Here is a 24,748-nt window from a genome sequence, read left to right as displayed (position 1 = left end):
CCAATGCAAAAACACCTCCAAAGTTGTCCTCCATATCTTACGACATGAAGCATTTTCTTGAAGGTGTTTTGTTTTGTCTCACATTACGGGGTCAGTCCCATATAGGGGACGGCTTCTTCTATTTGGCGACCAGCGGACCTTCTCTCTCTAGTCAGCAGCCTTATGGATTTTCATAGCCTCGAATGTCCATTTATCCAGTTGTTGAAGCATCTCTCCGATCCCTCTGCACCCGTTCAGCGGAAAAACAACGTTCTGTCTCACGAATAAATAGTCCATGACCGGAATAAATTTCTTACCGGCTAGAACAATAATCTCCTCGTACTTCTGCAAATCTTTCTCTATGGACTGCTTATATAGTTCCGGAAGGCTGATTAGATCCGGGTGGCTCGTGCCGAAAGAAACATCATAATTACCAGGCACCACATCATCCGGCAGCAAAAATCCGGCTTTTCCCGACAAGATCACCCAGTCATGCCCGTTTGCCTCCGCATAGGCACGGCCTTTTTTATTCAGCGTACTCCCGTAAGCCTGCTTGGCAGGGCAGGGTCCGGCCTCTGGATGCTTGTCCCATATTTTCTTCTTACCGGAAGGGACGATAACTAAACAGCTCGAAATCATGAATCATCCCTCATTTTCTTGGCCTAACCGGGGGTTACACCCTTCTGAAGCCTGTTTTTATAGCATAATTTATAATGTCCTTGAATTCCAGAAGAACCCGCTCAATAAACAGTAAACAATGAAGGAATCCATCTGTATATAACTCTGTAGGCTATTCAACCCCGCCTTCTCATAGCTTAGAATAAAAGGACTATCCGGGAGGCAGATGTATGGGCGTTAAACCGATTGCGCTTCAAAAAGGTGACACGGTTGGAATTGTGACTTTGGGCAGTCCGCTGGATGCGGATACGATTAATGCGCGGATTTCTTACCTGCAAAGCATGGGGCTGCAAACCGTGGTGGGGCGCTACGTGTATAAGGTGGAAGGGTATCTGGCAGGGACAGACAGGGAACGGGCGGAGGATTTCATGGATGTGTACACCAATCCAAAAGTCCGGATGATTCTGCCGGTTAGAGGCGGCGTGGGTATATCGGGGATTTTACCTTATTTGAACTACGACTATATCCGGGAGAACCCTAAAATCGTCACCGGGTACAGCGATATTACGGTGCTTCTCAACACTTTATTCCAAATTGCCGGCGTGATTACTCTGCACAGCCTGCTACTTCTTGATTTTCGTCCGACCACACCTCCTTACAATTTCGAGCAGTTCTTTACGGCTACATCCTCCGTAGCGGCTCCACGGCCCATTCAGAATCCACCTGGCATTCCGCTGGTGCCTAAAGTTCCCGGCATCGCAAGCGGTCCTTTGGTAGGCGGCAACTTGACGTCTTTTGTCGGGGCGCTGGGAACTCCCTATGAAACGGATACGACGGGCAAAATTCTTCTGATCGAAGAAACCCATGAGCCTGTGAACACTGTGTACCGTTACCTGGAGCAGTTAAGATTAGCCGGCAAATTCAAAGACTGCGCGGGGATCGTGATGGGGGAATGTACGAACTGTATCGCCGCTTACGGCAAGACGTATCAGGATCTCATCGATACTTACATGGTGGGGCTAGGTAAGCCTCTGCTGACTAACCTCGCCTCCGGCCATGGGTATTACAAAGCTGCTCTCCCTATCGGGGCAGCCGTAAATCTTGATGCAACTAACGGAACACTCACTTTACTAGAACCGGCGGTGCGCTATTGAATAAGCGGCAGATCTTTATTTACCGGCGACCGTGGCTTCATATTCTTGAATATCCTTCTCCGGCACATTCCCTGCTATAAGCCGTTCTTTGGGCATGACATGCTGACCCCGGGCGTTTACGTGCGTTCTGACCAGATAAATCCCGTCCTTCTTGAACGTTTTCTTCACGCTGTATACGCCCCCGCCTTCATGCTTGGCTAGGATCGTTTCCGTGTCGTCAATGTCTTTGATGCTCCAGATTTCAAATTGGATATCTTCCGCATCCTCAACCGCTGCCGCTCCCTGCTTCACCTGCACCTTGAGTGTGCTTTCCTGATTCAGTGCAATCTTCTCCGGAAGCTGAATTTTCACTTCCACCGCTTGGTCCGATTTACCCGCGTCCGCCGCAGTGGTCGTTGTAGAAGCAGCTGGTTTTGCCGAACAAGCCGACAGCAGCAGAGAAGCTATCGCAATAGCTGTAAGAATAGATTTCTTCAATATAATTCCTCCCGTTCATGGTTATATAAGTGCGTTATAAAAGCGTTTACATATCACGATTGATGCTATGGAATCTAGTCTTTACTAACTTCCCCCTCATTCGTTAAACTTTTGCGCCATATTCTGACAATATAAGAGTATTTGAATTTATACAGGGAAACAAGTGTTTTCTTCTGAAACTGGTAAAAAATATTTAACAGTGTTACAAATTCTTCTTCAAAACAGTTCACAGTGCCCCAATAATATCCAAACATCTGATATAATACTTAGAACGAACACGTGTAGGAGGCTTTATTATGTGGGGAAACATGGTTATAACGGTGAGCATGTTTACTAGTTTCATTCTTATGTTACTCGCTGTAGTCTCATATCTAAAAAAGAACAAACGAGCGGGTAAACAACGCTTTCTAGGCTCATTGGGCTTATTTGTATTTACCTTTGTTTTTACCTTTTTCGTTACCCTCTCGTACGTGCCCTCTGAAACTGAACCCTCTGCATCATTAACACCGATACCTTCACCGGCTGAAACGGCCCCATCCAATTAATGCCAGTAGAATTGCTTGCGGCACAAGACTAAAAAGACTCTCATTTAAAATTAAATGGGAGTCTTTCTCATGCTTACGGTATAGGTGTGACACAAATTTACAGAAGTACCATATCGATGACAATAGCATTGCAAGCGACCTGTCGTCGTGGCTTACAATAAACGGAATACTTTAGTCGCTACGCATCAGTGCGTTTTCAGTATTCCTCTTGAGCCTGCTTCTTCTTACTCCTAACCCGACACTTCATTAACTCTATCTATTGCATTACTTGCGGCTGGACATTTCGAATAAAATTGCGTTAGAACCTGCTTTGCTACAACTAGGGCAATACAAGGTATAGAACCTTTCTCCTGTGTGCCGGGTTATTGTTGGTCTGTATTCCAACCTATTTTCTCTTTTATGGCTTTTTTCTAAAATAATATTGTTTTAAAATAACTTCTGCAAGATCTATTTTTTTGATATGTCACAATAACCAAGTTCTTGTATATTATGGAGTAAGTAAGGTGCTTGTTAATGCAGACAGTTTATATAATTTCAGGGCCAGCAGGAGTAGGAAAGTCAACAACATCAAGTGCATTAGTGAATACGTTAAAAAACAGCGCATATATATCGGGTGATGATGTAAGCCATATGCATGTTAATGGTCGTCAGAAGCCATGGGAAAGTAAATCTGAGTTATCCCTGATTTGGAATAATATCTTGAGTCTTACACAAAATTTCGTTCTCAATGGAATAGATGTTGTAATTGATTATGTTACTTTTCCAGATGAGGCTTATTGGCTAAAAGATAAGTTAAAAGAATTAACCGAAAATGTCATCTATGTGGTATTGTGGGCGGACCATGGTAACCTGTTGAAAAGAGATCAATTGAGATTGCCTGAACACCAGATGGGAGAGCGGTGTCTTATTTTAATTGAAGAATTTAAAGAATCTAGATTGAAAAATAAGTATTTGCTTGATACAAGCCAGAAAAATACTGATGCTATTCATCAGGTTATTAAAGAGATTATGAACAATAGACAATACTGTTTGACTGATTAACTGAACTAAGTATGATAAAACTATTAAAGCTATTATAACAAAATCTATACATTTTCTGTCTCATAGAATCAATGTATCAGAAATGAGACTTAAATAAAGAAAAGACTGATCTCAAGTGAGATCAATCTTTCTAACAAAAATCAATTAATATATTAATATACTAATTAATATATTTGTTCGCCTACTCCACTGAAACATGTCAGTAAGTAGGCGAACAAACCAATTGGATTTTAAATTTTATTATTTCTTTTTGGCTTTTTTTCTTTTGTCATCGAATGTTTTCTTACCAGAATCATCACCAAATTCTATTAGCTCCATTAAGCAAGTCCCCATTAGATTTAATAAAGGACTTAAATGTAGTAACAAATGTGCAATGTACCGTATCCAGAAACGAATTTCTTGCCTGATAACCCTAAAAACGAGTAATAATATCAATATAAAAAATGCATTTTCACTTATTACTGTCATTGTTAGTCACTCCTTGAATTTAATAATAATCCAAGGGTTGTTCGCCATGTACTAACTTTTCGATTCTAGCATTTATTTGATACGACTGGCAATAATTTATCGCGTATTTTTATGCTTTTTTTCAATTATAGAAACAATTTTCTTAACGCTTACAAGTGTTTTGTTATATATATCACATTCGCTTGCTTTTATTCTTTCAAAAATGGAACAACCTCATGAATAAGCATAGTGGTTCTTGTGCTTCTGCTGGAGTTTCTTCATGAACAGTGTCACCATCTATTTCGACTACAAGCATTACTTTGTAATGTATAACCTCATGAAAGCAATTTATCCAATCCTTTAAACGACTACGAAACTGAAGTACACTTCCATTGATATTAGTTACCGCCCTCAACTTGGTAAATTTGATGGATGATATCATTCAATGCCATTCTTAACAACTTCCTCTCGTCCAAATTTATATAGTAATCACAGAACAAGTTTCATTCGGAATAAACAGAGTTATTGCTTAATAAAAAATACCGTTATTCATTAGATTTTTGCAAATTAATGAATAACGGTATTAGTTTGTATAGTACATAGAACTTATCGGCTTAAAATGATCTCAGATACTTACCGCGCCCGAATTGCTCTAGTAGCAACTATCCGCTCCCCTACAAGCTATGATACCTTATGCTCAATCCGCAGCTTATCCGCCACCATCGCGATAAACTCGCTATTGGTCGGCTTCGATTTGCTAATGTTCACGGTGTAGCCGAAAATAAACGAGATGCTGTCGATATTGCCGCGCGTCCAGGCGACTTCAATCGCATGACGGATCGCGCGTTCGACTCGGCTCGGCGTCGTTTTGTATTTTTCCGCAATAGCGGGATACAGTGTCTTGGTGATGGCACCGAGAATTTCGATGTTGTTGTACACCATCGTGATGGCTTCGCGCAAATATTGATATCCCTTAATATGCGCAGGAACGCCGATTTCATGTATGATTGTCGTAATATTGGCATCCAGATTTTTGGTCTTCGGCATCTGTACGACATTGGCTTTCATCGAAGAGTTCGAAGTAACCGCAGGCTGGTTGCCGACCAGCTGGCGAATCCGGTTCGTCAGAACTTCCATGTCAAACGGTTTCAAAATATAATAAGAGGCTCCAAGCTGCACAGCTTTCTGAGTGATGTTCTCCTGACCGAAAGCCGTAAGCATAATGATACGCGGTGCAGGATTCAAGTTCATTTCACGCAGCTTTTCGAGCACACCGAGTCCGTCCAGGTGAGGCATAATGATGTCCAGAATGAGAATATCCGGTACATCCTTCGGATTTTCCATAAAACGGAGCACTTCATTTCCGTTATAGGCAATGCCGGAGATTTCCATGTCTTCCTGATCGCTAATAAATTCGGAAAGCAAATGTGTAAACTCTCGGTTGTCGTCCGCTAACAATACTTGAATCTTCTGCAACGTAAAAGCCTCCTTTATTTTAAAAAAGCGGGTAGTGTCTTTTTCCTTGTGTTACAAATTCGACACCCCGAATCAAATTCCTCCTGTCGAAAAATTATTTTCTTTATTTTTTCCAGCCGATATTCTATAATAGAGTTTTATCTTTGTATTTCAACATTTTTCGACAAATCCTCTCTATAAAAAGAAGAACCAAAGGCTAGCTCGCCTTCAGTCCCTTTGCGTCTGTTTCCGGCCTTAGCACGATTCCCGCGTCATGGAGCATCCATTCGATAAAGCAGCCGTAACCGCTTGACGGATCGTTAACGAAGACGTGTGTGACCGCGCCAATCATCTTCCCATTCTGTATGATGGGGCTGCCGCTCATCCCCTGCACTATACCCCCGGTTTTCTCCAGCAGGCGTTTATCCGTCACTTTAATGACCATGCCCTTGGTTGCCGGGTAATCCTGTTTGGTTACGTGCACAACCTCGATATCGAACTTCTCGACTTTTTGACCGTTCACCACGGTGTAGATCTGAGCAGGCCCTTCTTTTACCTCCTCCGCAAAAGCAACCGGAATAGGCGTATGGGATAAACTATAATCCGGAGCTTCCTCCATTTTGCCGAAAATTCCGAATGACGTGTTCTTTTCGATATTTCCAATCACTTTGCTGTCTCTAAAAATTTGGGCATGCTTCTCGCCCGGTTCACCGTTCTGGCTTTTGGCAATAGAAGTCACGCTTGAGTGCACCACTTCGCCGCTTCCTACCGCTATAGGTGTCTGGGTATCCATATCCGTTATGACGTGGCCCAGAGCACCGTACACATTCTGCTTGGGAGCAAAGAAGGTGAGTGTCCCTACACCAGCCGCAGAGTCGCGGATGTACAAGCCGAGCCGATACGACTTATCCATCACATCGTAAGCCGGCTTGAGTGAGAGATTGATTTTCTGGTTGCCTCTTTGGACGGTCAACTCAAGCGGCTTCTTGCTCTGTCCGGCTTGATTGACAAGACCGGAGACCTTGGAGACGTCCGTGGATGGTTTGCCGTTAATCGATACGATCAAATCTCCGACCTGCACCTTGGATTCCTCACCCGGGGAGATCTTCTGGTTCTCCCCTACTGACACCAGATGATGCCCCACCACCAGAATACCGGAGGATTTAATTTTGACACCGATGGTTTGTCCGCCCGGAATAACTTTAAGGTCCGGGACTACGCTGACTTTTACCGTCTTAAAAGGAATGGCGCCGAACAGCTTGAGTTTCATTTCTGTCGACCCATGCCGCTCCGACTGGAGGGAAATCGGTTCATTCAGATTAACTTGAAATGAGTGCCGGGCGTTCCCGTTGACCTTGACGATATCGGGGTCCTTGACTGTTAACATCGCGTTAACCGGCATGGTTAGCCTTAACTGCTTGCCTTGGCCGCTGAAAAGCCTAAGCTCGTCGGGGAAGGAAGCGAAGCTCTGGAAAGGAGATGAGATACTAAAGATACACACAAGGAAAACGAGCAGAAGACCAATGAATCTTTTCCGGCGATTCGATTTCACTTGACCACGCTCCTTCTGCTTTCTGGCCCTGACGAAAGCTGATTTAGCTGACAATCGCCAATTGCGTACCTTTAAGGTATCCTCCCGCTATCCGTTTTATAACTGCAAATGCTTCTAGAGACCTCAGTTAGTTCCTCGACTTTTGTTCGTCTGCCAATGCAAGCATTTCTTGAGCATGATGCAAAGTCGTTTCCGTGACTTCCACCCCGCCCAGCATCCTGGCAAGTTCTTCGACTCTGCCGCGGCGGCTTAAATCGGTTACACGGGTATAGGTTCGTTCCCCTTCGACTTCCTTATGGATATAAAAGTGAACATCCGCCATACAAGCTACCTGCGGAAGATGGGTGATGGAGAACACCTGACAGCTTACCGAAAGAACGGATAGCTTCTCGGCGATGGCTTGAGCCGCCCGCCCGCTTACGCCCGTGTCCACTTCGTCGAATATTAGGACGGGGATGCGGTCCAATCTCGCGAAAATGCTCTTCATCGCCAGCATAATACGTGACAGCTCGCCGCCGGAGGCGATCTTGCTCAAACCCCGCAGGGGCTCCCCGGGATTCGGAGCCATAAGGAACTCGACCTGGTCAATACCGTCGCGGGTGAATTTGACACTCCCGCTATCCAGCGCCAGGCCTGCCTGGGCATTCGCAGCCTCTATATGGGCCACCTGCACGCGGAACTGCGTACGCTCCATATGCAGGTCTCTAAGCTCGGTCTCAATCTCTTGAGCGAGCCGTCCTGCGATCTCACTTCGCCGCTTCGATAGCTCGAGCGCTGCCTTGGCAAGCTGTAAAGTTTCGGCAGCAAGTTTATCTTGGAGCTTCTGGATAATCTCGTCTTTGTTCTCGATTGTCTCGAGCTCGCCGCTGATTTTATCGCTGTAAGCCAGGATTTCTGTGATGGTATCGCCATATTTGCGACGCAGAGTAGCGATAAGATCGAGCCTCAATTCAATTTCATCCAGACGCTCCGGATTGAATTCAATTTCATCCCGGTAATCCCGCAGCTGATAAGCCGCATCTTCAAGCTGGTAAAAAGCATTCTGCATCTGTTCGAGCAGAGGCGCTATACCTGCCTTGTCAATGGCGGCCACATCCTGGATCCGGACAATGGACTTCCCGATGGAGTCCAGTCCGCTGTTATTCCCATACAGGGTATCATAAGATGCGGCTACATTTTTATATAATTTTTCTGCATTCGCAAGCTTGCTCTTCTCTTCCGTCAGACCGATCTCTTCCCCTTCCTTTAAGGAAGCGGCTGCTATCTCATCGACCTGAAAACGGTATAGATCCAACATTTGCAAAGACTGTTTACTTGTTTCGACTAAAGACTTCAGTTCTTTGCGGAGCTTGGTATAACGGTCATAGCTTATCCGGTATGCCTGCAAGCTCGCGGCAATCTCTTTCTCTCCGTATGTATCGAGCCAGTGAATATGCTCATCGGATTTAAGAAGAGATTGATGCTCATGCTGCCCGTGAATATTAACGAGCCATCTGCCCACTTCGCGGAGCATGGTCAAATTCACAAGCTGGCCGTTAATACGGCTGGAGCTTTTGCCGTTTGCCGTAACTTCACGGCGGATCAGAAGCTGTTCTTCGGCAGCGGCCTCAATGCCGAGCTGCGTTAGTGTTTCCCACACGGGGTGGTCTTCTTCGATCTCGAACACGGCCTCGATTTCCGCTTTCTCACTGCCATAACGAACCAGTTCGGAAGAACCCCTGCCGCCTACAATCAAACTAAGTGCATCAATAATAATGGATTTACCGGCTCCCGTCTCACCCGTGAGCACATGAAAACCTGATTTGAAACCAATATGAACGTACTCGATTACCGCCAGATTACGTATAGACAGTTCTGTGAGCATAGGTTCCTCCCCGTGTCCGCTTCTCTATGAGAGCGAATTAACCAATTTTGACTCAAACCTGCTGCATCTATCAAATCAAAGACATAATTTGGTCCACGACTTTCTTACTTACATCCTTGGAACGGCAAATAATCAGAATGGTATCGTCCCCACAGATGGTTCCCATGATCTCATTCCATTCCAGATTGTCCATTAAAGCGCATATCGTATTGGCCGTTCCCGGCATACATTTCATTACGACAAGATTGTCGGTGAAGTCAATATTAATAAAGTGATCACTGAGCGCGCGCTTCAGTCTCTGCAGGGGGTTATAACGCTGATCCGCCGGCATGGAGTATTTATAGCGTCCATCATCTAAAGGCACCTTAATTAAATGCAGCTCTTTGATGTCCCGGGATACCGTAGCTTGGGTCACATTAAAACCAGCAGTTCGGAGTGCTTCGACTAGATCGTCTTGTGTTTCGATTTCGTTATTCGCAATAATTTCGCGAATCTTGACGTGGCGTTGCCCTTTCATTCGAACACCTCAATGTGAAACGTAATTTGTTTGATTTTGCGTCCGTTCATGTCCACATACAGAACACCTTCGGCTTCAGGTACCAACAAAGAGTATGCCAGCAGCCGTTCCCTGATTGCGCTTCCTGTCATCTCAAGAGGCTTCCGTTCCTTCGCTACCTTAACAAGATACAGTTTGTCATTTTTTTCCGCAAAATAATCAATAAACAGCCGGCTGTAGAGCTCTTCTTTCTGGTTTAGGGTGATGGTGATCGGGATTCTTGTCTTGCCGCCAATAACATCAAAGCCTGCGCCTATAAGAAGGTCAACGACCTCGTCGTCCGGAACTTCCGTATAGAGAGGCAGATGCACGGAACTCTTGGCAGGCTCCACCAGCCATTGATGAAAACGTATGCCGATCCATGCTGCGAGTAGTCCCAGGAGCAAGATTAGGATGAACGCATCCCCGTTTTGCATAGGCAGTCACCTCGACGTACGTATTCGCGAATGAAGGCAAGGAATCCTTTTGATATACCAGAAGATTGGAAGATTGATACTGGATCTGAAGACTAAGCATATATGGGAACAGATTCGAAGCACTATATCTATTGGGAATGCCGGTTTAATTCCGGTTTGGCAAACTGCGCTTTGGCTTCTGCTGCCACACGATTGATAAGCGGGTTGAGAGGCTCCACGATCCTGTCCGGATCATCCGGATTGCAGGTCCAGTAAGCTAGAAACTCAATATTGCCTTCGCCCCCTGTAATCGGTGAATACGTAAGGCCCTTCAAGATAAATCCCAGCTCTCCGGCATAACCCAACACCTGTTCCAGCACTTCCTGGTGTACGCTGGAATCTCGGATAACACCTGACTTCCCGACCTTCTCACGGCCCGCCTCGAATTGAGGTTTAATCAGAGCCACGGTTTCCCCTGTCGTACCAAGAAGCGCTTTAAGTGGCGGGAGAATGATGCGTAGAGAAATGAAGGAGACATCAATACTAGCGAAGTTAGGTGCAGGTCCTTCCAGTACTTCCGGTGTTACATAACGAAAATTCGTCCGTTCCATAACATGAACACGCTCGTCCTGCCGTAACGACCAGTCTAACTGGTTATAACCGACATCGATCGCATAAACATAGGACGCGCCGTGCTGCAAAGCACAATCCGTAAATCCGCCCGTCGAAGCCCCGATATCCAGCATTACGGCATTTTGAATATCCAGGTTGAAATGTTTTAAGGCTTTCTCTAATTTGAGGCCGCCGCGGCCCACATAAGGATGCACAGCCCCTTTTACCTTAAGGGTAGATGCACGGCTAATTTTCATACCTGCTTTGTCCACAGGCTCCTCATCAGCAAAAACAAGGCCAGCCATAATGGCGGCCTTGGCTTTTTCTCTGCTCTCAAAATATCCATGCTCAACTAAAAGTACATCAATTCGTTCTTTATCTGTTGCCATCCGTTAACTCCTGTAGGGTCCGTCGTCTCATCGAGCGGATTGTTAGTATCAAATGTTTAAGACCTTGCATGGCGTATTAAGCATGCTGGCGTTTGCGGGGCAGAAGAGATTTCACTTGAGTAGCCAGATGTTCAGCCGTTAAGCCGACTTCCTGCCGCTGCTCCTTGATGGAACCGTGCTCCACAAAATAATCCTGAACACCCATAACGCGGATGCGCATGCCATCAATTCCCTGACGGGCATAGAATTCCAGAACACTGCTGCCGAAGCCGCCCATTTCGGCGCCTTCTTCCATCGTAATAATCGGCATGTGTTCCTTGGCCAGTTGAAGGAGCATCGCCTCATCCAGCGGTTTAATGAACCTGGCGTTAATTACGCGCAGATTAATGCCTTCCTTCTTCATGGACTCCGCGGCTTCAAGAGCAACCTGATTCATCGGGCCGACGGCCAGTACAGCCATCGTGTCGCCTTCGGTCAGCGTTTCCCACGTGCCGATCTCAATCGGCTCCGGATGCTCATCCAGCTCTACGCCCAACCCGTTAATACGTGCATAACGGACAGCGATAGGACCGTCGTTATACTCAATGCCGGTTACCATCATTCGGCGCAGCTCGTTCTCGTCCTTAGGCATCATCAGAACCATGTTAGGAAGACTGCGCAGGAAAGAAATATCGTAAACACCCTGATGCGTCTCTCCGTCGGGACCAACAAAACCAGCCCGGTCGATGGCGAACATCACGTTCAGATTCGGCCGGCAGATATCGTGTACGACTTGATCGTAAGCTCTTTGCAGGAAGGTCGAATACACGGCGAATACCGGCTTTATACCTTCGGAAGCCATTCCCGCGCACAATGTTGCGGCGTGCTGTTCGGCAATTCCGACATCGATCATCCGGTCCGGGAATCTCGCGGCAAAGTCCATTAGACCTGAGCCGCCCGGCATAGCCGGTGTAACGGCGACGATGCGCTTATCCTTCTCGGCCAGCTCAATCAACGTACTTCCGAAGACATTCGTATACATAGGATTCCCGACAGCTTTGAGGAATTGTCCGGACTCAATCTTATACGGACTTGCCCCGTGCCACTTGTGAGAATCCAATTCTGCCGGGGAATACCCTTTTCCTTTGGTCGTAATCACATGAATCAGGACAGGACCTTGGATCTTCTCGGACTGCTTGAGGGTCTCCAGAAGCAGGGGCAGGTTATGTCCGTCGATCGGGCCGATATAGTTGAATCCGAGCTCTTCGAACCAGACACCAGAAACCAGCAAATATTTCAGGCTGTCTTTGACTTTCTCTGCCGTTTTGGCCAGAGTGCCTCCAATAGCCGGGATTTTCTTAAGGAGTAGTTCCACTTCTTCTTTGGCTTTACGGTAATGCTTATCCGAACGGATCTTGCTCAAATAATTATGAAGCGCTCCTACGTTAGGAGCAATAGACATTTCATTGTCATTCAGAATAACGGTCAGATTCTTCTTCTCATGGCCAATATGATTCATTGCCTCAAGAGCCATACCTCCGGTCATAGCACCGTCGCCGATCACCGCAAACACGCGGTTGTCATCACCGTTAAGATCACGGGCCATGGCCATCCCCATCGCTGCAGATAACGAGGTGCTGCTGTGACCCGCTTCCCATACATCATGCTCGCTTTCCGCCCGTTTGATAAAGCCGCACATGCCTTTGTACTTACGCAAAGAGTCAAAGCGGTCTTTACGCCCCGTCAAAATCTTGTGAACATACGCCTGATGGCCTACGTCAAAAATAAATTTATCCCGGGGGCTGTCATACAGAGCATGCAGCGCGATGGTCAGCTCCACTATACCCAGATTGGAAGAAAGGTGACCGCCGGATACCGACAGCTTTTCGACGAGAAATTGCCGAATCTCCACCGCCAGCTGTTCCAGTTCTGCTGTTGATAGTTTCTTCAAATCGTCGGGCTGGTTGATATGATCGAGCAGCACATGAATTCCTCGCTTTCCAAGGTAAAAAAATTTACAAAAGTTTGAAATACGTTCATTTGTTCGTGTATTGTCATGAAAACATTATATCATAAAACAAAGACGGATACACAAATCTAGCGGTCCCGCTTCATCAGGTAAGCAGCCAATTCAAGCAGCCTCTGCGGATTATGAACGATTCCGCCGCTCACGGCGGACACAGCCTCATCCGTTAATTCACGTACCCTGTGCGCCGATTCATCCAGTCCGATAAAGAAAGGATACGTCACTTTCTGCTGTTTCTCATCACTGCCTGCCGGCTTACCCAGCTTCTCAAGCGTACCTGTTACATCCAATATGTCATCCTGGATTTGGAACGCCAGACCGATGCTCCTGCCGTAACGAGTCAGCGCTTCCAGCTGCTTCTCATCCGCTCCGGCCACTCTTCCTCCCGCCCGCAGCGAGAAAATAATCAGATCACTCGTCTTATGAAGATGAATATATTCCAGGCCGTTCAGGTCTGTGGCACCCTGCTCCGCCTGCATATCGGCCACTTGACCGCCGACCATGCCGCGCGCACCCGAATATTCGGCCATTTCGGATATGATCGAGAGCACCTGCTCAGCCGGCACTCCTAGACTGCGCGCCTGGGAAGCGGTATAAAAAGCTTGTGTCAGCAAGGCATCGCCAGCAAGAATCGCCATCGCTTCCCCGAATACTTTGTGGTTGGTTAGTTTGCCCCGGCGGTAATCGTCATTATCCATTGCGGGCAAGTCATCATGAATAAGGGAGTACGTATGTATCATCTCGATCGCGCAGGCTACGGGCATCGCGGCTTCCACACGGCCCCCGAAAGCTTCGGCAGCGGCTAACACAAGAATAGGCCGCAATCTTTTGCCCCCGGCATCAAGGGAATATTGAGCCGATTCCTTCAGGATACCAGGTATGTCCCATTCCGTAGGGAACAAGCGTTTGAGCTCATTTTCAACTTCTTTGGCATAATGGGCAATATATTCATGGATGTTCATGTCGGTGTTCAAAGAGATTCCCCTTTATCCTCGACGATGTTCGCTCCAAAGGGCTTCTTCGAGAGGCCGGCTTCGTTTTCCACGAGCATTTCGATTTTTTTCTCGACGATCTCCAGCTTCTGTCCGCACAAATGAGACAGTTTCATGCCTTCCTGATACAGTTCGATGGCTTTCTCCAGCGGAACGTCGCCGCTCTCAAGCTTGGCTACAATTCCTTCAAGCTTGTCCATCGCTTCTTCAAAACTCAGTATAGCCTCTTCCTGCGGATTCGTTTCGTTAGCCATCTTTTTTCTCCTCCATTGCCCAGACATGACAACTCAACCGGCCATCCGTCAACTGCACGCTTACCATATCGCCGAGTTGCACCTGCTCGATTGAATTGACAAGCCGTTTCTCTTGTTCATCATACACAAGACTATATCCGCGCTGCATCACTTTCAGCGGGCTGAGTGCATCGAGATGCCGAAGTGTAGACATCAACTGCTGCTTACGGCCGCGCGCGATACTCTGCATAGCAAGCGTCAGCGCCTTCTGCGAGCCCTCCGTACGCCTGCGGGCAAACCGGACCTGCTCCTGCGGATTGAAACCCGACAAGATGCGTTCAAGCCGCATGCGGCGGTCGTTCGCCCGTGTAAGCTGCTGCCGCATCCGGAAGTTCAGCTGCTCGCCCAGTCGGTCCAGCCGCTGGGCGGGGTGCTGAAGCAGCTGGCGATGCGGATTGGTCAGGTACGGTGAACGGCGGAGCCGTTCCAGCCTGTCCTGACGCCGCTGCAGCTGCTGCAAGAGACCCTGGTGCAGACGCTGGCGGAGATGAGCCATCTGCTGCTTCAGCTCCAGATGGTGAGGCACCGCCAGCTCTGCTGCAGCGGTTGGCGTCGCCGCACGGAGATCGGCGACGAAATCTGCGATGGTGAAGTCGGTCTCGTGACCGACGGCCGATATGACCGGGATCGCGGAAGCGAAGATTGAGCGTGCAACGACTTCTTCGTTGAACGCCCACAGCTCCTCCAGCGATCCACCGCCCCGGCCGACGATCAGCACGTCCACTTCACCGAGCCTGTTCATCGTCTCGATCGCCTTGACGATGGAAGGGGCCGCCTGCGCGCCTTGAACAAGTACCGGATACAGCAGGATCGGTACGTTCGGATAGCGGCGCTGCAGGGTGATAATGATATCGCGGACAGCCGCTCCGGTCGGCGATGTTATGACGCCGACCGCTTTGGGCATCCGCGGGATTGACTTCTTCCGCTCGACGCGGAAGAGCCCTTCCTCTTCGAGCTTCTTTTTGAGCTGCTCGAAAGCCAGATAGAGGCCGCCGATGCCGTCCGGCTGCATTTGCGTGACGTAGAACTGGTACTGCCCGTCCCGTTCATACACCGACACATTGCCTCTTGCGATGACCATGGTCCCTTCCTTGGGCCGGAAAGGCAGCCGCTGGTTATAGGAAGCGAACATAATGCTTTTCAGCCGGCTGTCTTTATCTTTCAGCGTAAAGTACATATGCCCGCTCGAGTGATGGGTGAAGTTGGAAATCTCGCCGCGTACCCATACATCCTGAAGCCGGTTGTCGCCTTCGAGCTTCATTTTGATATAACGGTTGAGATCCTTAATCGATAGAACCGCGCGTTCACTCATCGCTCTATATGCCCGCTGCCGTACCTGATTGCGACGCACGGCGAGCGGAACTCAGCGTGTTCTTGAGCAGCATGGTGATCGTCATCGGACCTACGCAGCCGGGAACCGGCGTGATATAGCCTGCGATGTCTTTGACCGCATCAAAATCAACGTCACCGCACAGCTTGCCTTCGGCATTACGGTTCATGCCCACGTCAATGACGACAGCACCCGGTTTCACGTGCTTATCTTCGATAACATTCGCTTTACCCACTGCGGCAACCAGAATATCCGCCTGCCGGGTAATGTCCTGCAAATTAGGTGTACGGGAATGACAGATTGTCACCGTTGCATGCTCGCGGAGAAGCAGCATAGCCATAGGCTTGCCGACAATGTTACTCCGTCCGACAACAACTGCATGTTTGCCTGCAGGCGATACGCCAATCCTTTTCAGAACTTCCATAACACCGGCCGGAGTGCACGGAAGCATTCCTTCTTTGCCGATCATGAGATTCCCTACGTTAACGGGATGAAAACAGTCCACGTCTTTACTCGGAGTAATTTCGTCAACAACCTGTTCTTCGTTAATATGTTTAGGCAGTGGAGATTGCACCAGAATCCCATGAAACTCCGGATTTTCGTTATACTCATGGATCAGCTTCACTAAATTCTCTTGAGACGTATCTGCCGGAAGACGGTGAACATGAGACTTGATTCCGACCTGCGCGCAAGCCTTTTCCTTGTTATTGACATAGACATGCGAAGCCTGATCGTCTCCAACAATAATGACGACCAGACCCGGCGTTGTCCCGCTAGAAATAAGTTCCGCCACTTCCTGCTTGATCTCTCCGCGAATCGAACTTACGATTTCTTTGCCGTTAATCACTTCTGCTGCCATGACGGTTCTCCTCTCCTCTACCCATTGGTATCTCTGTTATTCTTTACCCTTGCGGACTTCATCTCTAAGCGCATCCGCATCTTTGATCATCTTACCCAATACTCCGTTAACGAACTTGCCTGAATCATCCGTACCGAAATGCTTGGCAAGATCAATCGCTTCGTTTACGACAACCTTGGGCGGCACATCTTCCTGGAACAGCATTTCAAAAGCAGCCAGTCTAAGAACTTCACGATCCACACGGGACAGTCGGTCTATCTGCCAGCCTTTGAGATATCCGGAAAGCAGCTGATCAATACGATCACGGTTGTTTAGCGTTCCAGTCACCAGCTCACGGATGTATTCCGGCATGATTTTCTCCTTACCGTCAACCTGCGCTTCATTATCATTCTCTGCTTCGTGCACAGCCACTTCCACAGCCTCGTGAGCCGATACGCCATTCATGTCGATCTGGTACAAACTCTGTAATGCAATTTCTCTGGCTACTCTACGCCTCATACCTGTAATCCTCCCAAATCTTAAAAACCGCTAGTCATTTACATACGTCTAGTATACGTCATTTTAAATCCAACCCAAACAAAAAAATCCAAGGATGAACCAAGGATTTCATCGAAACATTCTCCATTTTTGCGAAAGGAATTGCCAGAGGGTCTGAAAAGGAAGAAGAAGATCCTCTCCTTGATCCAGCTTTTTGCCGATATAATATCCCAAAAACACGATAAATGCAAAAATCAGCATGTCCCAGAATCCGGCGATCAGGTACACCAGCCCGAGCAGCAGACCGCCCGCTGCGCCAGCAATCGTTCCCGGATGTTCCTGCCATAATCGTTTTAACATGTGCAGGTTCACCTCTATTCTACCCGGCTTTTAAACGTAGGGGCGCTTTGCACGATATTGGCTACATAAACCGATACATGCGCAACGGGAATGCCCGTAATTTCTTCCACATGGTTCTTGACGGCGTTCTGCATTTCTTCCGTAATTTCCGGAATAGAACTTTCCCCGTCTACCACCGTGCGGATGTTGATATCAAGCCCGGCTTCACTCACTTTAACCCTTGCGCGCAAGTCGCGGACACCGCGTGTTCTGCCGGCCGCCTTTAAAGATAAATTCTCAACAGTTTCAACGGAAATACGAATGTCGCCAATCTCGGATCTCTGGTCGATCGAAGGGGCTTGTGTGCGGCTCCTGCGTACCGATATATAGAAAAACCGGAGGCTGAGCAGGAAAATAATAATACCGCCTGTGATAACAGCGACTTTCTCCCAAGTAAATCCTCTGTCGAACACATACCCCAGGTAGTATTCGGTCGTTCTTACCGGAATGAGCTGGAAAGCTGCGAGCACGGCAATGGCGGATATTATCAATATTGCGAGGCTGTATAGAAATAACAGGAGTCTGTCTAGTATTTTGACCACAGCTGTTGGCTCCTTCCGAAATAAGTGAGGAACCCCCGTCCTTCGCGGTTGGGGGTTAGATGTAGCCGCTGCTATTTATTATTTGACACGGTTTACCGCTGTTTCTTCTTCTACAGGCTTCTCCGCCGCTTTGAACTGGACGTCGTGAATGTGTACGTTCACTTCCACCACGCTCAGACCCGTCATGGACTCGATCGCCTGCTTGACGTTCTGCTGGATCTTGCCTGCCACTTCCGGAATGCGGTGGCCAAATTCCATTACGATCGAAACATCGATAGCCGCTTCACGCTGGCCTACTTCAACCTTAATACCTTTGGCAAAATTTTTGCGGCCCAAGAGTTCGGTGATCCCGTTGACAAAACCGCCGCTCATGCCCGCAACACCTTCAACTTCAACAGTCGCAAGACCTGCGATCACTTCAATCACTTCCGGCGCGATTTGAATGGTGCCCATATCTGTCTTCTCATAATCCGCTGCAATCATCGTCATTCTTATGCACACCTCCTGCACGTTTGGGATAAGCCCATTAATTTAATACTATACCATTCCGCCAAATTTATGACAACGAATCCGGGTCTAGGACTCCGGATCGTTCACGTCATGGTCTTCGAGGAACTTAATATCGAAATCCCCGCTAAGGAATTTACGATGATTAAGAAGTTTCAAATGAAACGGTATCGTCGTATGAACGCCATCGATTGCAAATTCGGCAAGCGCGCGTTTCATACGGTTAACGGCTTCTTCACGAGTCGCTCCCCAAACGATCAGTTTGGCGATCATGGAGTCATAATGCGGAGGAATGACGTAGCCCGGATAAGCGGCGCTGTCTACACGGACACCAATTCCGCCCGGAGGCAGATAGAAGTCAACGCGGCCAGGTGAGGGCATAAAATTCCGCTCGGAGTCCTCAGCGTTAATCCGGCATTCAATTGCCCACCCGTTAATCTGAATATCTTCCTGCGTAAACGGCAGTGGATGGCCTTCGGCCGCGCGGATCATTTCTTTAATCAGGTCAACCCCCGTTACGTACTCGGTCACCGGGTGTTCGACTTGAATCCGGGTGTTCATTTCCATAAAGTAAAAATTCCCATCCGGTCCGAGCAGAAACTCCAGTGTACCTGCTCCGGAGTAATTAACAGCCTTGGCGGCGCGGACAGCCGCATCCCCCATAGCCTGGCGGGTTTCCGGAGAGAGGGTCGGGCATGGAGCTTCCTCCACAAGCTTCTGTCTCCGGCGCTGCACGGAACAATCGCGCTCTCCGAGGTGAACGGCATTGCCATGCTTGTCCGCAATGATTTGAATCTCGACATGTTTCATGCCGGTTAAGTATTTCTCCAGATAAACGCCGGAATTACCGAAGTTCAGTTCCGCTTCCTGCTGGGCAGTTGTGATGTGCTGGACGAGCATGTCTTCGCTCTCCGCAATACGGATGCCTTTACCGCCTCCGCCTGCAGTAGCCTTGATAATGACCGGATAGCCGATTTCACGTCCAAGGCGGATCGCTTCATCCAGATCTTCAATCAGACCGTCGGAACCCGGAATAACCGGTACGCCCGCGTCTTTCATGGTCTGCTTCGCGACGGCCTTGTCCCCCATTCTCGTAATGGCTTCCGGAGAAGGACCGATAAAAGTAATATTGCAGCTCTCACAAATCTCGGCAAAATCGGCATTCTCTGCAAGGAAGCCATAACCGGGATGGATGGCATCTGCATCCGTAAGTGTAGCCACACTCATAATATTTGTAAAATTAAGATAGCTGTCTTTGGATGCTGTCGGTCCGATGCAGTAAGCTTCGTCTGCCATTCTTACATGCAGTGCATCACGGTCGGCTTCCGAATACACGGCAATGGACTGAATGCCCAGTTCACGGCAGGCACGGATAATGCGTACAGCAATTTCACCACGGTTAGCAATTAAGACTTTCTGAAAACGCATAGCTTCCCTCCGTTCAATCACTCCGGCTTCACCAAGAACAGAGGCTGGCCGTATTCCACTAACTGGCCGTTCTGAACCAGCACTTCGACGATTTCGCCTTTGATTTCCGCCTCAATCTCATTCATCAGCTTCATCGCTTCGATAATGCACACAGCGGTCTTATCGCTGACTTTAGATCCTTTGGACACAAACGGGGCGGAGCCGGGGGATGCTGCTTCGTAGAATGTTCCGACCATAGGTGACACGATTTTATGTAATCCGGAATCCGATTCCTTCTGCTCGTCCACATTTGAACCAACCGGTACAGACGCCTGTACAGATAGTGCAGGTGCAGCTGTCTGCGGGTTAACCGGCGCGTATGTCTGCTGCAGCGGTGCGCTCGTCACAACCACGGACTCGGTTTTATTGGGTTTGCGTATAAGGAGACGCGTACCCTCATTCTCGATTTCGAGTTCCTGCAGGGACGTCTGGTCCATTAGTTTCATCAATTCTTTAATTTCACTCAACTTGAACATCCATGTCACTCCTTCAAAAATGGTGAACCGATGCCGTAATACGACGTATGTATTATATCACAACCTCAAGAAATGGAAAGAGTCCAGTTATCCGGACTCTTTTCCACTGATCTTTATTCCTTATTCGATTCGCCACCGCTTAAATCCTCTTTACTTGTCAGGTAATTTAGAAATTTTCTAAATTTTTACAGATTACTTAATGTATTGAACGGCAACTTCAGGCCCAACGTTCAGTTCCTTCATCACGGTTTCTACGATGGATACAGCCTGGCTTTTTTCCAGCTTCTCGGCTTGAACGGTAACTTTCCATTTGCTTCCTTCCTGAGTCAGCACAGCATTCGGGTAATCTTTAGACAGCACATCCTCGACATTCGTGACGCGCGTTACCGTATCTTCAATCTGCTGAAGCTGCTGCTGCGCTTTGCTGACCGCTTCGGCCGACTGTTTATTATCTGTAATTGTCGTCAGCAGTTTCTCCGTTTGTGCGGCCAATTGATCGTTGCGCTCAAGCTGGAGCTTGGTCAAATAATCACGTCCGGATTTGCTGCTGGCCTGCATTTGCTGAAGTACTTTCGCGTCAGCCGATACCGGAGCCGCTTCTTCTTTGCCATCCTTGGCTGCAGATTTATCGGCTGGCGTCTTCTCTCCGGATTTCGGATCTGCTGCTTTCGGATCTGCGGCTTTGGGGTCCGCAGCTTTGGCATCGGCCGATTTCGCCGGGTCCGTCTTGGCTGCATCTGAAGCCTTGTCGCCCGTTTTAGCATCCGCGGCAGTCGTTTTGCCTGTTTGCATGGCTGCGGCCTGATCCGGCGTCACCTGACTCAAGTCGATTTTAACCTCTTCTGTTTTGGGCGCATTAGAGGCCAAATCCATTTTGTCTACATCCTCTGTAAAAAGGTAATAAGCGGAAAGTACGACCATCAGGCTCAGCATGGAAACGAGCCAAATTGTTTGTCTTTTGGCATTCATTTGATATTCCTCCTTGCGGATAATGGTTGATGAACGAGCAATTTGCTGCTATTCTGCCTGCTTTCGCGGAAGGACAGAAATGCGGTGAACCGGCACATCAATACCACGGGCAACGGCTTCTGTCATCATTTTTTTGACTGTCATGTCTTCGACCCCCTTGGCTACGACAAGTACGCCGCTTACCTTGGGTTTAATCGTCTTGACCACAAGCGGCTGCTGGTCACTGGATACCTGATACAGAACCACTTTGCCTTCTTTGGTGATCTGTGAAATGTTACGCGAGGCTCCATTGGTGTCTTTTTCCGTCGTTACCTGCTCCGAGTCTTTCGTATCTTTCTCCACGACGATTTCTTCGGTGGATTCGATCGTAACGAGTACTTCCACATCGCCTACGCCGACTATTTTACGGAGAATGTCCCGGAGCCGGGATTCGTATGCCAGCTCATAATCCCGGAAAGGCGTCTTCTCCTTGGCCGCTCCGCCTATGAATGTCTCGCTGCTCGGCTGCGAAGCCGGAGAGGCCCTGCTGTCGCCTGAAGGATCGATTTCTTTAAAGTTCAGAAACGAGCTCATAATCATCAGGGCGGCACCGACCAGACCAAGCAGTATAATCCATAGAAAAGAACTGGAACGTTTGCCATCCTCGCCTGCCCCGAATAGTTTGCTTTTCCACTGCTTCCAAAAGCCCATCCGCTCACCTCACCATCGCTCCCTGCCGCATATTCTGGTGGTTCTAAAGCTTCATTCGCTCCTTCGTCCATTGCACCGAAATGTGAGTGGGATCTACCTGCCAGCCGAGCTGAACAGCTGTAACCAGCCGGGCTGCCGCTTCTTGCTGCGCTGCGGTAAGCCTGCCCGCAGCTGCGGATGCTTCTACCGGGGCTGCGGGCAAGCTGGCGGCCCCCCCTATAGGCTCGGTGGAAATCTCCACCCGGGCCACAGGTGCGACCGGCTCCATCTCCGCGATTGGGCCGTTCTGCGGCAAATCGCCGGCGCCGGTACTTCCTGCGCCACTGCCGCCTGCATCCGCCGCAGCACTGCCGGATCCGCCGGAGCTGCGGGACGGACTGCCGGCAGGTGAATCCGGTTCATCCAGCAGGATTTGCACGCGGGTAACGGAAGGATTCACCTTGCCGCCGAGTTCTGTCGTGACCCGCAGCTCACGGATGGGATAGACCGTCTGCTGCTGCAGTTCTTGTTTCATCCCCGCAGCAAGATCTTCCTCCAGCAGGCGCTGTGCCTGCCGCTGATTCTCCGCCTTCAACCGGTCCGACTGCTGCAGGACCGCTTCCAGAGAGGCCGGCTCGGCGGCCGGGAGGCCGGACTTAAGTCCGGATGACCCGCTGGCCCCCACCGCCTGGATCCCCTGCTGATTCTGCTCCAGCTGCGCAGCAGCAAGCAGCTTGCCGGGGTCCCATCCTTTGCGGGTTATTTCCAGCACGGGGGACAGCAGCGTCAGAAGAATGAACAGGCTCATCGCCGTCCTTACGTAACGCTGCATTTTGCTCGTCGGGAGCATCAATTCGATAAACGTCGCGAGAAGGATAAGCGCAACGATCGTCTTGAGCCAGCCGCTCAGCCAGTCCACGGCAGAAGCCTCCTTCCAGGCGAACAGCCTCTGATGATCCCGGCAGGCTGCCTGAGCTTGTTCGCCTATGCTTGTATATATTTGCTTTCGGAAACAAATATGCCGGTTTTTTTTGAAAAGTTATCCATTATCGCACCATAACGGCCATATTGCCTGCCGCAATCATAATCGTCAAAGCCAGGAAAAACATCAGCCCAACCGCTGCCAGCGACGCAAAGACGTAGATCATGCTCTTGCCGATCGTGGACAGGCACCCGATAATCGGGCTGTTGCCCAGAGGCTGCATAACCGCTGCGCAGACATGATAGATTAGCGCCAGCGCCAAAATTTTGATTGCCGGAAAAGCGCAGATCACGATGACGATCACCACACCGACAAGCCCTACCGCATTCTTGACCAGCAGTGATGCGCCCAGCACGGTCTCTGTCGCATCCGAGAACAACCGGCCCACAACCGGAACGAAGTTCCCGGCTATGTACTTGGCGGTTCGCAGCGTTACGCCGTCCGTTATGGCTCCCATGCTTCCCTGCACGGAAATCACACCCAGAAAAACGGTCAGGAACACGCCAAGCACTCCCAGACTGATTTTCTGAAGCAAATTCGCGAGTTGGGTCACTTTATACTTGTCCGACATGGAGCTGACGATATGCAGAACAGCCGAAATAAACAGGAGGGGGAATACGAACAGGTAAATAACCGTACCCACCGCATGGATCATAAATACGATCAGCGGGTGCAGCACAGCTACAGAGGTGATCCCGCCCGTCGAAGCCAGCAGGGATAGCAGCAGCGGCATGAGCGCAATCATAAAATGAATCATCGAAGATATAGCCGATTTGGCATAATCAATGGCGACCTGAAAACTGTTGACAGCAATAATCAGCAGAACCAGATACGAAATAATAAATGCGACTTTACTCACGTTATTACGTTCAAAGGAGCTTTGCAGCGTTTCCAGCAGCATGGAGAATACCGTCAGAATGACGATAGACACAAGCAGCTTGCCGTTAACGACAATCTCATGAAAGAAATAGCGCAGAGCGCCTTTCAAAATCCCCGTCATGTCGAGGGATTTCGCACCTGAGAGCAGATCGGCGAAGGTCGGCGGCCTGTTTTCCGGGAAGTACCCTCCGTAATCCTTGATTAGCTTGTTCCAGAACGTTTCGACTGAATTCGTATCGAGATGGCTGGCTTGCTGCTGCACCAGACTATCTATCGGGTTCTGCGCCCAGATCTGTCCGAGGAAGCTGACGAAGAGTGCGGATATAAGTACGAGCGTTGTCCAATTGCGGTGCGATATCTGCTGCGGCAATGTGTTCCCTCCTGTCCAGTCCAGGTGTCCGAGGGTGTTCCGGCTGCCTGTCCACTTTTTATCCGGGAATAAGCTTGACCACTGTTTCGATAATGACGGTAATAATGGGAATTGCCATCACCATAATAAGAATTTTGCCGGCTAATTCAATCTTGGAAGCAACCGACTCCTGGCCTGCATCGCGGACGATTTGAGCGCCGAATTCAGCGATATAAGCAATGCCGATAATCTTGAGAATGGTTTTCAGAAAAATCATATTAACTCCCGAGCGCTGAGCCAGATTTTCCAGCACTTCAATAACGGAAGCAATTTTACCCACCAGAAAAAGAAAAATAAGAATGCCTGTAAACGCCGCAAGCAGGAAGGCAAACATCGGTTTCTGCTCTTTGATAATGAGAGTGAGGACGGTGGCGATTAACCCGAGCCCAACGATCTGAATGATCTCCAC

At 48.8% G+C, this 24,748-nt stretch carries 27 protein-coding genes; 2 read left to right on the top strand and 25 right to left on the bottom strand.

Features of this window, described 5'->3' with window-relative positions:
* Positions 1–147: 147 nt before the first annotated feature.
* A complete protein-coding gene (locus AR333_RS10425) occupies positions 148–618 on the bottom strand; it encodes a DUF6884 domain-containing protein (RefSeq protein WP_068775312.1) in 471 nt (156 codons plus the stop codon).
* Positions 619–827: 209 nt separating this feature from the next.
* Between AR333_RS10425 and AR333_RS10420 the strand changes: the two genes are divergently transcribed.
* A complete protein-coding gene (locus AR333_RS10420) occupies positions 828–1,751 on the top strand; it encodes an LD-carboxypeptidase (protein ID WP_068775311.1) in 924 nt (307 codons plus the stop codon).
* 15 nt (positions 1,752–1,766) lie between these two features.
* Here the strand turns inward: AR333_RS10420 and AR333_RS10415 are convergent, their stop codons facing one another.
* Positions 1,767–2,228 (bottom strand): FixH family protein, encoded by a 462-nt coding sequence (locus tag AR333_RS10415; RefSeq protein ID WP_068775310.1) that lies wholly within the window; start codon positions 2,226–2,228, stop codon positions 1,767–1,769.
* 1,058 nt (positions 2,229–3,286) lie between these two features.
* On the opposite strand from AR333_RS10415, the gene AR333_RS10405 reads away from it, so the two are divergent.
* A complete protein-coding gene (locus tag AR333_RS10405) occupies positions 3,287–3,814 on the top strand; it encodes an AAA family ATPase (protein ID WP_068775308.1) in 528 nt (175 codons plus the stop codon).
* Positions 3,815–4,054: 240 nt separating this feature from the next.
* Here the strand turns inward: AR333_RS10405 and AR333_RS10400 are convergent, their stop codons facing one another.
* From AR333_RS10400 to spoIIIAD, 23 genes are all read right to left on the bottom strand, one after another.
* On the bottom strand, positions 4,055–4,282 hold the full coding sequence (locus AR333_RS10400; protein WP_068775307.1) for a hypothetical protein: 228 nt from the start codon (positions 4,280–4,282) through the stop codon (positions 4,055–4,057).
* Positions 4,283–4,942: 660 nt separating this feature from the next.
* Positions 4,943–5,737: a sporulation transcription factor Spo0A gene (gene spo0A / locus AR333_RS10395; RefSeq protein WP_068775306.1), complete on the bottom strand. Its 795-nt coding sequence runs from the start codon at positions 5,735–5,737 to the stop codon at positions 4,943–4,945.
* A 196-nt stretch (positions 5,738–5,933) separates the two neighbouring features.
* Entirely contained in the window at positions 5,934–7,268 is a 1,335-nt protein-coding gene (spoIVB, locus tag AR333_RS10390) for a SpoIVB peptidase (RefSeq protein WP_068775305.1), read from the bottom strand.
* 127 nt (positions 7,269–7,395) lie between these two features.
* Positions 7,396–9,132, bottom strand: a complete 1,737-nt coding sequence (gene recN, locus AR333_RS10385; RefSeq protein ID WP_068775304.1) for a DNA repair protein RecN — start codon at positions 9,130–9,132, stop codon at positions 7,396–7,398.
* A gap of 70 nt (positions 9,133–9,202) precedes the next feature.
* Positions 9,203–9,649 carry a transcriptional regulator ArgR gene (gene argR / locus AR333_RS10380; protein ID WP_068775303.1) on the bottom strand — a complete coding sequence of 149 codons (447 nt, stop codon included), beginning with the start codon at positions 9,647–9,649 and terminating at the stop codon, positions 9,203–9,205.
* Positions 9,646–10,104: a hypothetical protein gene (locus tag AR333_RS10375; RefSeq protein ID WP_068775302.1), complete on the bottom strand. Its 459-nt coding sequence runs from the start codon at positions 10,102–10,104 to the stop codon at positions 9,646–9,648. Before AR333_RS10375 ends, argR begins: the two co-directional genes overlap by 4 nt.
* Positions 10,105–10,232: 128 nt before the next feature.
* On the bottom strand, positions 10,233–11,084 hold the full coding sequence (locus AR333_RS10370) for a TlyA family RNA methyltransferase (RefSeq protein WP_068775301.1): 852 nt from the start codon (positions 11,082–11,084) through the stop codon (positions 10,233–10,235).
* A gap of 76 nt (positions 11,085–11,160) precedes the next feature.
* Entirely contained in the window at positions 11,161–13,047 is a 1,887-nt protein-coding gene (dxs, locus tag AR333_RS10365) for a 1-deoxy-D-xylulose-5-phosphate synthase (protein ID WP_068775300.1), read from the bottom strand.
* Between the two features lie 113 nt (positions 13,048–13,160).
* Positions 13,161–14,063, bottom strand: coding sequence for a polyprenyl synthetase family protein (locus AR333_RS10360; RefSeq protein WP_068775299.1), 903 nt, complete (start codon positions 14,061–14,063; stop codon positions 13,161–13,163).
* Positions 14,060–14,335: an exodeoxyribonuclease VII small subunit gene (gene xseB / locus AR333_RS10355; protein WP_068775298.1), complete on the bottom strand. Its 276-nt coding sequence runs from the start codon at positions 14,333–14,335 to the stop codon at positions 14,060–14,062. The genes AR333_RS10360 and xseB overlap by 4 nt, the downstream gene beginning before the upstream one ends.
* A complete protein-coding gene (gene xseA / locus AR333_RS10350) occupies positions 14,328–15,686 on the bottom strand; it encodes an exodeoxyribonuclease VII large subunit (protein ID WP_068775297.1) in 1,359 nt (452 codons plus the stop codon). The genes xseB and xseA overlap by 8 nt, the downstream gene beginning before the upstream one ends.
* 4 nt (positions 15,687–15,690) lie before the next feature.
* Positions 15,691–16,563: a bifunctional methylenetetrahydrofolate dehydrogenase/methenyltetrahydrofolate cyclohydrolase FolD gene (folD, locus tag AR333_RS10345; RefSeq protein ID WP_068775296.1), complete on the bottom strand. Its 873-nt coding sequence runs from the start codon at positions 16,561–16,563 to the stop codon at positions 15,691–15,693.
* A 36-nt stretch (positions 16,564–16,599) separates the two neighbouring features.
* Positions 16,600–17,061: a transcription antitermination factor NusB gene (gene nusB, locus AR333_RS10340; protein ID WP_068775295.1), complete on the bottom strand. Its 462-nt coding sequence runs from the start codon at positions 17,059–17,061 to the stop codon at positions 16,600–16,602.
* 108 nt (positions 17,062–17,169) lie between these two features.
* A complete protein-coding gene (locus tag AR333_RS10335) occupies positions 17,170–17,400 on the bottom strand; it encodes a DUF2273 domain-containing protein (protein ID WP_068775294.1) in 231 nt (76 codons plus the stop codon).
* 14 nt (positions 17,401–17,414) lie between these two features.
* Complete coding sequence (gene amaP, locus AR333_RS10330) at positions 17,415–17,981, bottom strand: alkaline shock response membrane anchor protein AmaP (protein WP_068775293.1); 567 nt, start codon at positions 17,979–17,981, stop codon at positions 17,415–17,417.
* A 78-nt stretch (positions 17,982–18,059) separates the two neighbouring features.
* Positions 18,060–18,470, bottom strand: a complete 411-nt coding sequence (locus AR333_RS10325; protein ID WP_068775292.1) for an Asp23/Gls24 family envelope stress response protein — start codon at positions 18,468–18,470, stop codon at positions 18,060–18,062.
* Positions 18,471–18,557: 87 nt separating this feature from the next.
* On the bottom strand, positions 18,558–19,916 hold the full coding sequence (gene accC / locus AR333_RS10320) for an acetyl-CoA carboxylase biotin carboxylase subunit (RefSeq protein WP_068775291.1): 1,359 nt from the start codon (positions 19,914–19,916) through the stop codon (positions 18,558–18,560).
* A gap of 17 nt (positions 19,917–19,933) precedes the next feature.
* Positions 19,934–20,431, bottom strand: coding sequence for an acetyl-CoA carboxylase biotin carboxyl carrier protein (accB, locus tag AR333_RS10315; protein WP_068775290.1), 498 nt, complete (start codon positions 20,429–20,431; stop codon positions 19,934–19,936).
* A gap of 192 nt (positions 20,432–20,623) precedes the next feature.
* The gene (locus tag AR333_RS10310) at positions 20,624–21,400 is read right to left on the bottom strand and encodes a SpoIIIAH-like family protein (RefSeq protein ID WP_068775289.1); all 777 of its coding nucleotides are present in this window, start codon (positions 21,398–21,400) and stop codon (positions 20,624–20,626) included.
* A gap of 48 nt (positions 21,401–21,448) precedes the next feature.
* A complete protein-coding gene (gene spoIIIAG / locus AR333_RS10305) occupies positions 21,449–22,090 on the bottom strand; it encodes a stage III sporulation protein AG (protein ID WP_068775288.1) in 642 nt (213 codons plus the stop codon).
* Between the two features lie 43 nt (positions 22,091–22,133).
* Positions 22,134–22,988: a stage III sporulation protein AF gene (locus tag AR333_RS10300; RefSeq protein ID WP_068775287.1), complete on the bottom strand. Its 855-nt coding sequence runs from the start codon at positions 22,986–22,988 to the stop codon at positions 22,134–22,136.
* A gap of 127 nt (positions 22,989–23,115) precedes the next feature.
* Positions 23,116–24,300, bottom strand: coding sequence for a stage III sporulation protein AE (gene spoIIIAE / locus AR333_RS10295; RefSeq protein ID WP_068775286.1), 1,185 nt, complete (start codon positions 24,298–24,300; stop codon positions 23,116–23,118).
* 58 nt (positions 24,301–24,358) lie between these two features.
* Positions 24,359–24,748, bottom strand: coding sequence for a stage III sporulation protein AD (gene spoIIIAD, locus AR333_RS10290; RefSeq protein ID WP_068775285.1), 390 nt, complete (start codon positions 24,746–24,748; stop codon positions 24,359–24,361).

The sequence above is a fragment of the Paenibacillus sp. FJAT-26967 genome (genome assembly GCF_001541095.1).
Taxonomy (GTDB): domain Bacteria; phylum Bacillota; class Bacilli; order Paenibacillales; family NBRC-103111; genus Paenibacillus_F.
This window is presented reverse-complemented; position numbering and strand designations above follow the sequence as displayed.

Bases quoted from the DNA above. Each gene is read 5' to 3' on its own strand.
- AR333_RS10425 (WP_068775312.1), bottom strand. From the start codon at position 618: ATGATTTCGAGCTGTTTAGTTATCGTCCCTTCCGGTAAGAAGAAAATA.
- AR333_RS10420 (WP_068775311.1), top strand. From the start codon at position 828: ATGGGCGTTAAACCGATTGCGCTTCAAAAAGGTGACACGGTTGGAATT.
- AR333_RS10405 (WP_068775308.1), top strand. From the start codon at position 3,287: ATGCAGACAGTTTATATAATTTCAGGGCCAGCAGGAGTAGGAAAGTCA.
- AR333_RS10400 (WP_068775307.1), bottom strand. From the start codon at position 4,282: ATGACAGTAATAAGTGAAAATGCATTTTTTATATTGATATTATTACTC.
- recN (WP_068775304.1), bottom strand. From the start codon at position 9,132: ATGCTCACAGAACTGTCTATACGTAATCTGGCGGTAATCGAGTACGTT.
- argR (WP_068775303.1), bottom strand. From the start codon at position 9,649: ATGAAAGGGCAACGCCACGTCAAGATTCGCGAAATTATTGCGAATAAC.
- AR333_RS10375 (WP_068775302.1), bottom strand. From the start codon at position 10,104: ATGCAAAACGGGGATGCGTTCATCCTAATCTTGCTCCTGGGACTACTC.
- AR333_RS10370 (WP_068775301.1), bottom strand. From the start codon at position 11,084: ATGGCAACAGATAAAGAACGAATTGATGTACTTTTAGTTGAGCATGGA.
- xseB (WP_068775298.1), bottom strand. From the start codon at position 14,335: ATGGCTAACGAAACGAATCCGCAGGAAGAGGCTATACTGAGTTTTGAA.
- xseA (WP_068775297.1), bottom strand. From the start codon at position 15,686: ATGAGTGAACGCGCGGTTCTATCGATTAAGGATCTCAACCGTTATATC.
- folD (WP_068775296.1), bottom strand. From the start codon at position 16,563: ATGGCAGCAGAAGTGATTAACGGCAAAGAAATCGTAAGTTCGATTCGC.
- nusB (WP_068775295.1), bottom strand. From the start codon at position 17,061: ATGAGGCGTAGAGTAGCCAGAGAAATTGCATTACAGAGTTTGTACCAG.
- AR333_RS10335 (WP_068775294.1), bottom strand. From the start codon at position 17,400: ATGTTAAAACGATTATGGCAGGAACATCCGGGAACGATTGCTGGCGCA.
- AR333_RS10325 (WP_068775292.1), bottom strand. From the start codon at position 18,470: ATGACGATGATTGCAGCGGATTATGAGAAGACAGATATGGGCACCATT.
- accC (WP_068775291.1), bottom strand. From the start codon at position 19,916: ATGCGTTTTCAGAAAGTCTTAATTGCTAACCGTGGTGAAATTGCTGTA.
- accB (WP_068775290.1), bottom strand. From the start codon at position 20,431: ATGTTCAAGTTGAGTGAAATTAAAGAATTGATGAAACTAATGGACCAG.
- AR333_RS10310 (WP_068775289.1), bottom strand. From the start codon at position 21,400: ATGAATGCCAAAAGACAAACAATTTGGCTCGTTTCCATGCTGAGCCTG.
- spoIIIAG (WP_068775288.1), bottom strand. From the start codon at position 22,090: ATGGGCTTTTGGAAGCAGTGGAAAAGCAAACTATTCGGGGCAGGCGAG.